Raw genomic sequence first — 13,389 nt, 5'->3', positions numbered from 1 at the left:
TTGGGCGATGCTGCACGGGTCCGTGCCGGACCCGGGCATGTCGTCGAACGTCAGCGGAAGTTGTAACGGAAGCCGAGCATGTAGCGCGGGCCGGTCTGCGTGCCGTAGAACAGGGTGTTCTTGTTGCGCTCGCTGAGCCGCGCGGTCTCATCCGTGAGGTTGACACCCTCGAACTGGACCGTGAAGCGGTCGCTGAACTTGTAACCCACGCTCAGGTCCCACTGGCCGTATTCTTCCACGTACACCGGGTTGTTCTTCGCAGGGTCGGCCGCATCGCCGTCGTACTGGCCGTTGAGGAACTTGTCGCGCCAGTTGTACGCCAGTCGCACCTGCCACGGGCCCTTGTCGTAGAAGCCCACCAGGTTGGCCGAGTCGCTCAGGCCGATCAGCACCTGCTGCGGGCCCTTGGCGTTGTTGTCGTAGGACAGGCTGTCGCTGTCGACGATGGTGTAGTTGGCCGCCACACCGAAGCCGCTGTCCCCGAACATGTGCTGCACGGCAAGCTCGAAGCCGTTGAGCTTGTGCGAACCCGCATTGCCCGGAATGGTGACGTTGTACACCGTCAACGGATCCCCGGCGATGCCGGTGATCTCGCCGTTGGATCCTGCGGTGCTGTCCACGCCCGGCTGGCCATCGAAGTTGTCGAAGATGAACTGGCGGATGCACCCCACGTCGGCGCTGCCGCAACCGCCGGCGATGGCCGCATTCCAGTACGCACCCCCCACCGGCGTGGGCAGGCTGAACAGCGTGTCCTGGAACGAACCGGCGCCACTGTCGATGTAGTTGGAGATGTTCTTGCGGTAGTAGCCGACCGAGAAATAGCTGGCGTCGGCGTAGTACCACTCGTACGACAGGTCGATGTTCTTGGACAACAGCGGCTTCAGGTTCGGGTTGCCCGAATTGCCACTGCCTCCATTGACGCGCAGCAGCGGGCTGACCGTCTGCCCGCCCTGGATGTCCTGCCAGCCGGGGCGACCGAGCGAGTGGCCATAGCTGGCGCGCAACACCATGTTCTCGGTGATCTCGAAGCTGGTATCGATGCTCGGCAGGAAGTAGTCGTACTCACCGGTCATGGTGGTGAACGTCTTGTCGCCCATGTCGGTGAAGAACTCGTTGTCCGCCACCCAACGCACGAGCACCGGGGTATCGACCTGGGCCGCGGATTCGATCTCGGTCTTTTCGTAACGCACGCCTACGGCCAGGTTGACCGGGATCCGCGTTTCCCAGCTGGTGCTGTACTGCAGGTAGGCGCTGCGGGTCTTCTCGGTGGTCCGAAGGTCGGCGCGGTTGTAGTTATCCGGGCGGCGGGCCAGGTCCGGCCGGCCGGTGAAGTTACCCACGGCCTGGCGCATGCGCTCGTAGTCGAACACCAGGAACTGGCTGCTGAAGCGCGGATCGTTGTGGCCCGGGAACGCGTCGAAATACCGCGCCATGTCGTCGATCTGCCACAGGCTGTCGTCGAAGTCGGACGCGAGCCCGATGCCACCCCAGTCGGCGGCTTCGTTGATGCCCCATGCAGTGCGGTTCTTGACCTCCGTGTTGGCCACGCCGAATTTGAGGTCGGAGTAGTCGCCGAACTTGAAGGTACCGCTCAACTGGCCCTGATCGACTTCACCGCGCGAATAGCCATTGACGAACTGCCGCCCGGTCGCACGCGCCTGTGACGGGTCGACACCCGTGACGCCCGGCGCCAGCGTGTAGTTGAGGATCGGCAGCTCGCCATCGAAATACACCGTGGTGTCGCCACGGATCCACGCGGCGGTACCGATGTTGCCCTGCGAACCCCACTCGCTGTCCGGCGACAGCTCGGCGGTCGAGCGGTGGTAGTCGAACGCCAGGTCCAATGCGTCCGAGACTTCCCATTCGACATTGAAGCCGACCGACTCGTTCTCGGCTTTCGTCGCGCTGATGCCACCGGCCATCGCCAGGTCGCTGCAGCCCTCGTAAGTGCCGTTCGGGTTCTGCGTGCCGGTGCACGGGATGAGTTCGCGGTAGAAGATGGGCCCGGCGGCGGGACCATCGGTCCACGCACTTTCCACGCCGACGAAGTTGAACCACACCGACATTTCGTTGCGGCGCTGCTGGATCTTGTTCTCGGAGTACGTGTAGTCCAGCGTCGTGGTGACGCGATCGGAGGGCGCCCACTGCAGCGTCACCTGGCCATTGGTCCGTTGGCGCTGGATGCCGTTGACGCTGTAGTTGAGGTTCTGCGGCACCGAGTACAGATCGGTCGGGCCCGGCAGGTTGTCGTTGCCCGGCGTGCCGGGTGCGATCGCACCCCAGCCGCCTTCGCCACCGAAATGGGTACGCCAGCCGGCGGTCACGCCGACCTGGCTGAAACCGCTGTCGCGTTCCTGGTAGCTGCCGTTGACGGCGATACCGAACTTTCCATCGGCGAAGGTCTGGCTGAAGATGCCCGACATCTCACCGGTCCAGTCATCGCCCTGCATGATCTTGGGCAGGTTGCCGTTGGACGTGTCGTGGACGGTCTTGACGCCCAGGTTGAGGAGTGGCGCGCTTTCCAGCGGCCGTGCCGTCTTGATGTTGATCGTCGCGCCGATGCCGCCGGTCGGGTTGGACGCCAAGCCGGTCTTGTAGACCTCGATGGCCGACACGGCTTCCGACGCTAGGTTGGCGAAATCGAACGCACGCGAGTTGGAAGCGGAGAAACCATTCAACAGCGCGCCGGGCATCTGGCGACCGTTGAGGAGCACCAGGTTGTGATCGGGGCCGATGCCGCGCACCGTGACCTTCGAGCCTTCACCACTCGGTGTGCGATCGATCGACACACCGCTGATGCGCTGGAGCGATTCGGCCAGGTTGGTATCGGGGAACTTGCCGATGTCCTCGGCGACGATGCCATCGACGACGCCCTGCGCATCGCGCTTGAGGTTCATCGACGATTCCAGGCTCGCGCGGATGCCCTTGACCACGACAGTGTCCAGCGTGGCGGGATCCACCTCACCGGTGGTTGAGGGCGCCGGATCGGCATTGCCCTGGGGCTCGACCTGCTGGGCCCATGCGGGTCCTGCGAGTGCGAGCAACAATGCGGATGTAAGCACCCGCTTCCTTGGAACGGATTGCACTTGCTTCATGGACTTTCCCCTCTCCGGAAATTCACGAATGGCGTTGGTGTGTGTGCTCGAGGCCCCTGTCCCCTTTCACGCTGGGCCGAATTGGACGCGCGATTGACAGCGTTGTCAACTTTCTGTGATTCCACGATTGATTTGAAGAAAAAGGCTTGTTTCAAGCACTATTCTTCATGCTGCGTCGCAGCTGAAACCGTTTTCTTTCCTGCGGGTCGCCGCAAGGAAACTGAAAAAAATTCCTGCGCAACCACACGGAAGGTTTTCTATTGGTATGGAATGCGCGCGCGGCATCCATCCTTCCGGACGCGCGTAGCGCCACTGGAATCCAGGGCCGATGCAAATGAGGAACTCGCCCGCTTCAGCGGCGCGCGGGTGGCTGTGTCGATTCGCGGAACAGCACTTCATGTTCGACGTGCACCATGCTCCCCGCGTCCGCCGTGCGGATGCGCGCCAACAGCTGCAGCGTGGCCAGCCTGCCCATTTCCGACGTGGGCTGACGCACCGTCGTCAGCGCAGGATAGATGTGGCGCGCGATGGGCGTGTCATCGAAGCCGCACACCGAGATGTCGCGCGGTACCGCCAGCCCGCGCTCGCAGGCCGCACGGATGACGCCGGCGGCCATGTCGTCGTTGGCCGCGAAGATGGCGGTCGGTGGCCGGCGCAGGTCGAGCAGCCGATTGCCGGCCTCGATGCCGGACTCGAACGAGAAGGCACCCTGCACCACCAGATCCGCGTCGTACTCCAGGCCCGACGCACGCAACGCGTCCTTGTAACCCTTGTAACGCCACTGGCAGGCGCCATGCGCAGGCGGGCCTTTGATATGGCCGATGCGGCGATGGCCCTGTGCCACCAGCCCTGCGATGAGTTCGCGCACGGCGGCGGTCTCGTCCATCATCACGCCGATGCGATCGTCCGGGTGCTTGGGCGCGATGCACGCGAACGGCACCTCGTGCTGTTCGAGGAATTCCAGCACCACGGGGTCGTCCGTCAGCGGAGGAATCAGCACCACGCCGTCCGGCGCAAAGTGCTCGAACACCACCTTCAGGTCGTCGGCCTTGCGCTGCTTCGGTGCACCGACGGGCGCCAGCACCAGGTTGTAGTGATTGTCGCGACAGGCATCCAGCATGCCGCTCTGGATCTCCATCAGGTAGTTCCGCGACGGGTTGTTGTAGACCAGCGCGATGACATACGAACGCTGCCCGGCCAGGCTGCGCGCCGACAGGTTGGGGCGGTACTGCAGCTGGTCGACCGCCTTCATGACCCGCTGGCGCATTTCTTCGCGGACGTTCGGCTCGTTGTTGAGCACGCGCGACACGGTCTTCATGGACACGCCTGCCACCGCGGCCACGTCTTCGATCCGACTACGCATTGGGATGCTCCTGATCCACTCCGCCCACCCTCCCGGCACGACGCCGGATTCTGACAGCGATGCCCGCCGCTTGGATACCGCACGGTGCGACCCGCTGCAGGTACGACATGCCACAAACCTCACGGGTAGACACCAGCGGCTGCCGACGATCACGCGCAAACCGTTGCTGCATGGCAACACACATCCGATGCCCACGCACAAGGAACGCGCTATGCATCCCGTCTTTCCGGCAACCGACGCACAATCGGTTGACAGCAAGATGTAGCAACGCTATGACAGCGCTGTCAACTACCGTGCATCCGATGCCGTCCAGCGGGGCGCCCGGCTGCACTCTTCTCCAAGAGGCACCGACATGCATTCCATCCGATTGTTCTCCGCCGCCACGCTCGGCGTTGCCATGGCTGCCGGAATGGCGGGCGCAGGTGCCGCCGGACCCCGGGAGACCTCCATGCAACCCGCCTCCAAGGTGACCATCTACACGACCGCCCAGGACTCCCGCCAGCGCCTCAGCGAGACGGGCACCGCCGTGCTCAAGCCGGGGCACACGCTGACGGAAGTGGAGACATCGGTCTTCGTGGATCCCGCCGTGCGGTTCCAGTCATTGCTGGGCATCGGCGGCGCCATCACCGACTCCACCGCCGAGGTCTACGCCACGCTCCCGCCCGCGAAACAGGCCGAGTTCATGCGTGCCTACTACGACACGCGGGAAGGCATCGGCTATTCGTTGGCGCGCACCACCATCCACAGCTCCGACTTCAGCTCGGCCAGCTACACGTACATCAAGGAAGGCGACAAGGCGCTGGAGACGTTCTCGATCGATCATGACCGCCAGGCTCGCCTGCCGATGATCAAGCAGGCCATCGCGGCCTCCGGCGGCAAGCTGCCCTTGTTCGCCAGCCCGTGGAGCGCGCCCGCCTTCATGAAGACGAACAACCACATGCTGCGCGGCGGCGCGCTGCTGCCCGAGTACCGGCAGGCATGGGCGAACTATTTCGTCAGGTTCATCCAGGCCTACGAGAAGGAAGGGGTGCCGATCTGGGGCATCACTGTGCAGAACGAGCCGATGGCCACGCAGACCTGGGAATCGATGCTGTACACGGCCGAGGAAGAGCGGGATTTCCTCAAGCAGCACCTCGGCCCGACCATGCACGCGGCCGGCTATGCCGACAAGAAGATCATCGTGTGGGACCACAACCGCGACATGATGCTGTACCGCGCCCAGGTGATCCTCGGCGACCCGGAGGCGGCGAAGTACGCCTGGGGCCTCGGTTTCCACTGGTACGAGACGTGGGCGGGCTTCGACCCGATGTACCGCAACGTGGCGGCGGTGACGCAGGCGTTTCCCGACAAGCCGGTGCTGCTGACCGAGGCGGCGGTCGAGAAGTTCGACCCCGCGCGCTACCAGCACTGGCCGAATGCCGAACGCTACGGGACCTCCATGATCCACGATCTCAACAACGGCGCCGTCGGCTGGACCGACTGGAACATGCTGCTGGACGAGAAGGGTGGCCCCAACCACGTGGGCAACTACTGCTTCGCCCCGCTGCATGCGGACACTCGCACCGGGGAGCTCATCTATACGCCCAGCTACTACTACATCGGCCATTTCTCGAAGTTCATCCGGCCGCAGGCGCGCCGCGTCAGCGTCGCCACCAGCCGCAGCACGCTGCTCGCGACCGCCTTCGTCAATCCGGACGGGCGATTGGCCACGGTGGTGATGAATCCCACCGACAAGGAGATCACGTACAACTTCTACGTGGGCCAGGCATCGGCGATGGTCACCATCCCGGCACGCGCGATCCAGACACTGGTGAACTGACCACACGGCTGCGGGGAGTCCGACATGCGTCCGTTGCTTGTCCTGTTGTTGCTGCTGCCGGGCGCACCCGCCTCCGCCGCAGATGCTTTCGCGTGGCCCGACGGACGTCGTGCCGCCGTGAGCCTGGCTTACGACGATGCGGCTCCGTCGCAGTTGGACAATGCGATCCCCGCACTCAACCGCCACGGCCTGAAGGGCACGTTCTACCTGACGCTGTCTTCCGACACGGTGCGTACGCGGCAGCAGGAGTGGGTGTCCGCCGCACGCAACGGCCATGAGCTCGGGAACCACAGCCTGTTCCACCAATGCTCGGGCGCCCGCCCTGATCGCGGCTGGGTGGAGGCACACCGCGATCTTGACAGCGTCACCGTGGCGCAGATGCGCGACCAGGTGCTGCTGGCGAATGTCATGCTGACCGCACTGGATGGCCGGCACGAACGGACCATGACCGTGCCCTGCGGTGATACGCAGGCGCGCGACGGAAACTATGTCGACGCCGTCGCATCGGCATTCGTGGCGATCAAGCTGGGACAGGGCGGCGTGGTCGCGGACATGGCGACACTCGATCCGATGGCGGTGCCGGTCGACGTCCCGGTCGAGGTGACCGGCGAAGCGCTGATCGCACGCGTCGAAGAGGCGGCGCGACGGGGCACGATGGTCAACTTCACCTTCCATGGCATCGGCGGCGACCACCTGGCCGTCTCCAACGACGCACACGAAGCGTTGCTGCGGCACCTGGCTGCCCATCCTGACGTGTACTGGGTGGCGCCCTTCATCGACATCATGCGTCACGTCGCATCGGAACGCCCATCGCCTGCGCATGCGTCGCGATCCGGCAGCACGCGGGCTGCCACGCCATGAACTTCCGCCTGCAATAAACGCTCGACGAGGCATCCCGTTCAGCGCGGGCATGACGACAACATCACGCGCGCATGCCAAGCGGCGCGGCGCGCCAGGTTGTAGGCCATGTCGGCCTCCCGTGGCAGCAGGTGTTCCGCGCGTGTCGGATCGGCTCCGTTCGCGAACGCATGCTCGACGCGCTCCAACTGCGACAGGTGCTCCTGGATGGGCCGCAGCAGTTCTGCATACAGCGACTGCCGGCAATGCGGAAAATCCGCACCGAGCGCCGCCAATTGCGTCCTGATCGCGCGGCTCGCGGCCCCCTCCAGGCCAGGAGCCGGTTCGGACGCGATGGGCGCCGCCTTGTAGGCGTCCCCTGTTGCTTCGCTGCCGAGATCCGCCACTCGCTCATGGTATGCGGGATTGAAGCGGACCTCCGGCGGTGGGCGCGCGCGTGCGGGCTGGTCGCGCGTCCCCAACGGAATGACCACCGTGCCGGTGACGGTTCCGTGCGCGTTCTCCAGCAGGCTGTCTCCGGCGGTGCCTTTCCCGAGCCAGGCCTTGTCGAACCGGGTCTCCCGGTAATCAACGGGATTACGACGGTCGAAGGGACCCGGCGCGTTGTTGCGCGCCGCACCTTCGGCCGTGCCGGGTGGCGGCCGCACCGGCACGGCGCGCCCTGCCGCATCTTCCGGCAGAAGCAAGCGTCCATCGCGGCCGTACAGCACGAGTGGGGCGCGCTGGTCCGCATGGACCCGCACGGAGGACGTGACCGGTGACGCAGTCCCTTGCAGTGCAGACGGCAGGTCCTGCTCGTCCTGGTCCGGGCGGAACGGACGCGCTGACACGTGCGGGGTCCGTGTCACGGTCGCGCGTGCAATGAAGCGTATCTGCAGCGTGGATTCGGATGCCTCCGCACGCACAACAGGACGGTGCAGCATCAGCACGCGTGCGGTCAGCGCCAGGACGATGACGCTCACCAGGCAGGCAATCAGGCGGTCCTTGGCATCTTCCGGCGCCTGCCACACGCGACCCGCGGCGCGCGGGCGCGGACCTGTCGCGGTTGCGCCAGTCAATGCACGAGCTCACGCGGTGGTGTCCGGGGCATGCCGGACAGCCTATGCGGCGGCAGGATCAAACCGGGTCGTCCCCGTGACTCTTTGCCGGCGGGAGTGGTGGATACCCTTGGTCTTCCAGGCATGCGTCCAGCAGGTCGTGCTGCTCCGGATCAAGCAGGGGCGGTTCATGCGAGGCATCTGCGGCGGGTAACGGCAGGTCGAGCTCGTCGGCGCAGCGCGCGATCGCGTCCCTGAGCTCCGGATCCGGCATCGGCGGCATGCCATATCCATCCGCATGCGGATGTGGCGGTCCGTCGTGACCGAAAGGTGCGGGCGGCGGTGGACGATGCAGATGCGGCGGCGAGCAGCAGGCGGCGAGGCCGAAGGCCAGCAAGCCCAACAGGGCGGCACGAGAGGGCGTGGCGTGCAACAAGGAACCTCCTTGAGAAGGGTGGTTGGCGGGCATGGTGCCTGCAGGCTCCACAGCGGATGAATCCGTCGCATGAATGGAACAGCGGCCGCCGCCACAAGGCCCTGCAAGGCGCAAAGATGGCATGGGCGAACACCGGCGGCGGGGAGTGGTGAGGATGGACGCGCCGTGTCGCTTGCCTATGTCGTCGTGTGTCGCCCCGTGCCGGGGGCAGTGCCACGTCGCGACACACGACGACATACCGGCGCGAAGAACGCGCTGCACCCTGCGGTGGCGTTGGCGACAGACCAACCTTGTACTCTCCCCTGGAAATCCCCTGCCGCCATCCCTCATGGCGGCTCTTTTCCCCTGTGTCGGGAAGAACCGGGGAATGACGCATACTTCTCACGGACGCTGCACGCCCCCCGCGCCATGGACCTGAGCTCCCACATCCTGGTGGTCGACGACGACCCCGAACTGCGCACGCTGATCGGCGGCTTCCTGCGCGAGCACGGTTATCGCGTGGACGAGGTGGGCGATGCGGCCGCGATGCGGGATGCCATTGCGCGGCGGCGACCCGACCTGATCGTGCTGGACGTGATGATGCCGGGCGAGGATGGCTTGGCCGCCGCACGCCGGTTGGCCAGCGAGTCCGGCCCTCCGGTGATCATGCTCAGCGCGCTCGGCACGGATACCGACCGCATCATCGGCCTGGAAGTCGGCGCCGACGATTACCTCGCCAAACCGTGCAATCCGCGCGAGCTGCTGGCCCGCGTGCGCGCCCTTCTGCGCCGTCGGTCGCCCGCCGGCGATGGCGGTACCGGCACCAACGGCGCTACCGTTTTCGGTTTCGATGGCTGGAGCCTGGATGTGGCCCGCCGTGAACTGCGCGATCCTGCGGGCACCTACATCAATCTTTCCGATGGCGAGTTCGCGCTGCTGCGCACCTTCATCGAACATCCGCAGCGCGTGCTCAGCCGTGACCAGTTGCTGGACTACGCGCGCGGCCACAACGTGGACGTCTACGACCGGGCCATCGACAGCCAGGTCAGTCGGCTGCGCCGGAAGCTCAACGAGCGTGGCGGCACGGAAATGATCCGCACCGTGCGCAACGAGGGCTACATGCTGCTGCCTTCCGTCGTGCGCCGATGACGAACCGTCGGCGCCTGCCGCTTTTCGCACGGACATTCCTCCTCCTGCTTGTCGCGCTGGTGGTCGCGTATACCGTCGGCATGGCGGTACTGCTGTACCGGCCGCCCGCGGATGGCATCGCCTTGAGCGAGCTGACGGCGTTGCTGTCTTCGCGCATGCCCGCAACCAGCCCCGACCTGCAGGTTTCCTACGCCGACCAGGCGCCGTTACCCGACGCTGCGCGCTACCGTGCCTCGCCGCTGTTCTCCGCACTGCTCGCCCAATGGCTGGGCAGCGAAGTGGAACGGGTGCGCTTCTTCCACCTGCAAGGCCCCCGGCCACCCTTCTCGCTCGCGCCGTTTCCCGCGCCGCCTGCGGCAGAACTTCCCGTTCCTCCGCCCGGAGGCATGCCAGGGGAAGGACGAGCGCAGGGAGCCGTCGACGTGAAAGGCGGACCGCCGCCGTTCCCGCCCAACTGGCGCCCCGACGCTCCCCTTCGCGGCGATTTCGTGGCGGCCTACCGTCAGGCTGACGGGCGCTGGCGGGTCGTCGAGAACACGCGCAATCGTGCTTCCTTCATCGCAAGGCTGGGCACCTTGTTCCTCGCGGGCGTGCTGGCGCTGACGCCGCTGGCATGGTGGTTCTCGCGTGCACTGGCGTCACCGATCCACCAGTTCACGCGGGCTGCCAACCGGATGGGCCGTGACGCCGATGCCCCGCCCCTCCCCCTCACGGGTCCCAGCGAGATCGCCAGCGCCGCCACCGCCTTCAACGCCATGCAGGCGCGACTGAACCGCCTGCTGAAGGAACGCAGCGAGATGGCGGGCGCCATCGCCCATGACCTGCGCACACCACTCGCACGGCTGGCGTTCCGGCTGGATTCGCTGCCTTCCGATGCGCGCGTCAAGGCATCCGCCGACATCAACGAGATGTCGCAGATGATCGATGCCACGCTGGAGTTCATCCACGACCAGAATCGCCTGCGCACGCACGAATCACTCGATCTTCGCCTGCTGGTGGAAAGCGTGGTCGACAACCTGCGCGATACCGGGCACGACGTGCAGCTTGCGGACGGATCGCACGCGCCGATGAAAGGCGACCCGTTGTCGCTGCGGCGCATGGTCGCCAACCTGGTCGACAACGCGCTCAAGTACGGACAACGCGCGCAGCTCACGCTGACGGCGGAGCCCGAAGGTTATCGCCTGCAGGTGGACGACGAGGGGCCCGGCATCGATCCCACGCAGGAAGAGCAGTTGTTCATGCCCTTCGTGCGCGGGGATGCCTCACGCAACCGGAGCACGGGCGGCATCGGGCTGGGCCTGGCATCCGTGAAATCCACCGTGCTCGCTCACGGTGGCGATGTGACGCTGTCGAACCGCAGCAACGGAGGCCTGCGCGCCAGTGTCCATCTTCCCCATCGATCGGCGTAGGCGCGCCAGGAGACCGATGCGCCGTCAGCGGTCCGCCCAATGCCAGCGCAGCCCCACGGTGAACGTGCGCCCGGCACCGGGCTCGTAGAAGCGGCCGTTGCCTTCGTTGACGATGACGGAACCGATATGGAAACGGTCCAGCGCGTTGTCGATGCGGGCGAAGCCCTGCAGGCGCCCGCCGCCCGCCGGCCAATCGCGCGCGAGTTCGAGGTTCAGCAGGCCATGGCCGGGGGCGCGTTCGCTGCCGGTATCGTTCACCGTGACGGAGCCGACGCCCAGCACCTGGACGGCCGCGCTCCACTGCTCGCCCTGCCAGCCCAGGCGCACCGATGCCTGCTGCCGGGCGACCCCGGGGATGCGCGTGCCGGCCGCAACCTGCACTCCCGGCGTGGTGCAACCGCTCGAGGTGCAGATGGGGAAGCCGTCGCGGAACGTCGCGTCCAGCCACGTGTAGGCCAGCTGCAGCTGCCATGCGGCGTGCAGCTGCAGGCCTGCCTGCAGTTCCACGCCCTGGCGCCGTGCAGCGCCGGCGTTGCGGTAGCTGCTCCGGCCGCCCACGTTGCGTGCGACCGCCAGCTCGTCGTCCGTATCGGCGCGGAACAGCGCAGCGTCGATGCGCGCGCCTTGCCCGCCCCGCCACTTCATCCCCAGCTCCATGTTGCGGCTGATCGCCGGCCGCAGATCGAACGCCAGCCCGGCCCCGCCATCGGCGCGATAGCCGATCTCGTTGAACGTCGGCGTCTCGAAGCCGCGCCCGGTCGATGCGTACAACCGCAGCGCATCGACTGGCGCGTACACCAGCCCCGCCACCGGCGTGGTGCGCTCGTACGTCACCTGGCCACTATCGTCGGGATTGGTAGCCGTGATGTAGGCATCCCGCGAGCGGAATGCGATGCGGCTGTGGCGCGCGCCGGCCAGCACGGACCAGCGGGATGCGAACTGCCACCAGGCTTGCGCGTACTGGTCGACATTCCACACCTGGTTGCGCTCTTCGCGACGCAACGCGCCCCGCACGCCCAGCGCCGGGCCGACGAAATTCTCGTAGCCGCGACGACGCTGGCGCTGCCGATCGGCATTCGCGCCTGCGCTGACCTCGAACGCACGCCCGGCAAGCTCGCCGGTCCATGACCAGCGCAGGTCGGCTCCGCCGTAGTCGTTGTCGAGATCGATCACGCCGCCGGCGTTGAGGGGATTGGCCTGCGCCGCGCCCGGCAACGCGAGATACTGCTCGACGTCGCGGCGTCCACCATAGGCCATCGCCCGCAGCAGGTGTCCGCTGGCGAAAGGCCATTCGTACACTGTACCCAGCTGGTCCTGCCGGACGGATTTGCGCGTGTCGAACTGCGTCGCCACCGATGTTGCCTGGCGCGGATCCTGCCAAGCCTGCGCGCGTGTGAGGCCGAGCGGGTCCTTGGCGTTGGGCGCGTCGAAATGATTGAGGACCAGGTCCAGCGTGGCACGGCCGGGCTTCCACCGGACTTTCGCATTCAGCGATTCGCGGCGCGCGGCGCTATGCGCGCGGTAGCCGTCCGTCTCCAGCATCGACGCCGCCACGCTGTAACCCGCGACATCGCCGGCACCGCGCACCCGCGCACCCAGCACGCGGTTGCCGTGGCTGCCCGCGCTTGCCTGCACCCGGGCCTCATGGCCCTCCCCGGGAATGTCGCTCCACAGTTGGATCACGCCGCCTGAAGAGTTGCCATGCAAGGCGGAGAACGGACCACGCAGCACTTCCACGCGATCCGCGCCCTGCATGTTGAAATGGGATACCTGGCCCTGCCCGTCGGGCATGGTCGCGGGCACACCATCGGCGTACAGGCGCAGTCCACGCACGCCGAAGGTGGAGCGCGCGCCGAAGCCGCGGATCGAAAGCTGCGTGTCCTGCGCCAGATTCTGCCGTTCGCGCGCACGCAATCCGGGGATGCCGTCCAGCGCTTCCGACAATGCGGAAAGAGGTCGCGCACCACCATCGCCCAACACCACGGTATCGACGGAGGCCGGCACGTCGAAGGCATCCACCGATTCGAGGCGCGTGGCGGTGACCACGATGCGGTCAAGCGTCTCCGCAGCCATCCGCTGCTCATCCGCCGCCACGGCGGCGGCCCACGGCATGAGCAGCAGGGTGCCGGTTTTCCAACGGATTCGCGACATCGCTTGCATGCATGGACCGGAAGGCGGGGCGATGGCGCGGGGCACAGGCCAGCGAAAAGTCCGCTCCGCCAGCGCCAGGCGCGGAATACGCAC

General features: G+C 66.4%; 9 protein-coding genes. 4 read left to right on the top strand and 5 right to left on the bottom strand.

The window, feature by feature from the left end; translation table 11 throughout:
- Nucleotides 1-50: 50 nt before the first annotated feature.
- Nucleotides 51-3,095, bottom strand: coding sequence for a TonB-dependent receptor (locus tag IB223_RS01965; protein ID WP_192200011.1), 3,045 nt, complete (start codon nucleotides 3,093-3,095; stop codon nucleotides 51-53).
- A gap of 352 nt (nucleotides 3,096-3,447) precedes the next feature.
- Nucleotides 3,448-4,458 (bottom strand): LacI family DNA-binding transcriptional regulator, encoded by a 1,011-nt coding sequence (locus IB223_RS01960; protein ID WP_192200010.1) that lies wholly within the window; start codon nucleotides 4,456-4,458, stop codon nucleotides 3,448-3,450.
- 409 nt (nucleotides 4,459-4,867) lie between these two features.
- On the opposite strand from IB223_RS01960, the gene IB223_RS01955 reads away from it, so the two are divergent.
- Nucleotides 4,868-6,277, top strand: coding sequence for a glycoside hydrolase family 30 protein (locus IB223_RS01955; RefSeq protein WP_225590892.1), 1,410 nt, complete (start codon nucleotides 4,868-4,870; stop codon nucleotides 6,275-6,277).
- Between the two features lie 24 nt (nucleotides 6,278-6,301).
- Nucleotides 6,302-7,138, top strand: a complete 837-nt coding sequence (locus IB223_RS01950) for a polysaccharide deacetylase family protein (protein ID WP_192200008.1) — start codon at nucleotides 6,302-6,304, stop codon at nucleotides 7,136-7,138.
- Between the two features lie 38 nt (nucleotides 7,139-7,176).
- Here the strand turns inward: IB223_RS01950 and IB223_RS01945 are convergent, their stop codons facing one another.
- On the bottom strand, nucleotides 7,177-8,193 hold the full coding sequence (locus IB223_RS01945) for a hypothetical protein (RefSeq protein WP_192200007.1): 1,017 nt from the start codon (nucleotides 8,191-8,193) through the stop codon (nucleotides 7,177-7,179).
- 58 nt (nucleotides 8,194-8,251) lie between these two features.
- Nucleotides 8,252-8,455, bottom strand: coding sequence for a hypothetical protein (locus IB223_RS01940; protein WP_192200006.1), 204 nt, complete (start codon nucleotides 8,453-8,455; stop codon nucleotides 8,252-8,254).
- A gap of 561 nt (nucleotides 8,456-9,016) precedes the next feature.
- On the opposite strand from IB223_RS01940, the gene IB223_RS01935 reads away from it, so the two are divergent.
- Both IB223_RS01935 and IB223_RS01930 read left to right on the top strand, forming a co-directional pair.
- The gene (locus IB223_RS01935) at nucleotides 9,017-9,736 is read left to right on the top strand and encodes a response regulator (protein ID WP_192200005.1); all 720 of its coding nucleotides are present in this window, start codon (nucleotides 9,017-9,019) and stop codon (nucleotides 9,734-9,736) included.
- Nucleotides 9,733-11,145 carry an ATP-binding protein gene (locus IB223_RS01930; RefSeq protein ID WP_192200004.1) on the top strand — a complete coding sequence of 471 codons (1,413 nt, stop codon included), beginning with the start codon at nucleotides 9,733-9,735 and terminating at the stop codon, nucleotides 11,143-11,145. Before IB223_RS01935 ends, IB223_RS01930 begins: the two co-directional genes overlap by 4 nt.
- A gap of 24 nt (nucleotides 11,146-11,169) precedes the next feature.
- Here IB223_RS01930 and IB223_RS01925 read toward each other — a convergent pair whose 3' ends face one another.
- The gene (locus tag IB223_RS01925; protein WP_192200003.1) at nucleotides 11,170-13,296 is read right to left on the bottom strand and encodes a TonB-dependent receptor; all 2,127 of its coding nucleotides are present in this window, start codon (nucleotides 13,294-13,296) and stop codon (nucleotides 11,170-11,172) included.
- Nucleotides 13,297-13,389 lie beyond the last annotated feature (93 nt).

Source organism: Pseudoxanthomonas sp. PXM03, assembly GCF_014852005.1.
Lineage (GTDB): Bacteria > Pseudomonadota > Gammaproteobacteria > Xanthomonadales > Xanthomonadaceae > Pseudoxanthomonas_A.
This window is presented reverse-complemented; position numbering and strand designations above follow the sequence as displayed.

Bases quoted from the DNA above. Each gene is read 5' to 3' on its own strand.
- IB223_RS01965 (WP_192200011.1), bottom strand. From the start codon at position 3,095: ATGAAGCAAGTGCAATCCGTTCCAAGGAAGCGGGTGCTTACATCCGCA.
- IB223_RS01955 (WP_225590892.1), top strand. From the start codon at position 4,868: ATGGCGGGCGCAGGTGCCGCCGGACCCCGGGAGACCTCCATGCAACCC.
- IB223_RS01925 (WP_192200003.1), bottom strand. From the start codon at position 13,296: ATGTCGCGAATCCGTTGGAAAACCGGCACCCTGCTGCTCATGCCGTGG.
- IB223_RS01940 (WP_192200006.1), bottom strand. From the start codon at position 8,455: ATGCCGCCGATGCCGGATCCGGAGCTCAGGGACGCGATCGCGCGCTGC.
- IB223_RS01950 (WP_192200008.1), top strand. From the start codon at position 6,302: ATGCGTCCGTTGCTTGTCCTGTTGTTGCTGCTGCCGGGCGCACCCGCC.
- IB223_RS01935 (WP_192200005.1), top strand. From the start codon at position 9,017: ATGGACCTGAGCTCCCACATCCTGGTGGTCGACGACGACCCCGAACTG.
- IB223_RS01960 (WP_192200010.1), bottom strand. From the start codon at position 4,458: ATGCGTAGTCGGATCGAAGACGTGGCCGCGGTGGCAGGCGTGTCCATG.
- IB223_RS01930 (WP_192200004.1), top strand. From the start codon at position 9,733: ATGACGAACCGTCGGCGCCTGCCGCTTTTCGCACGGACATTCCTCCTC.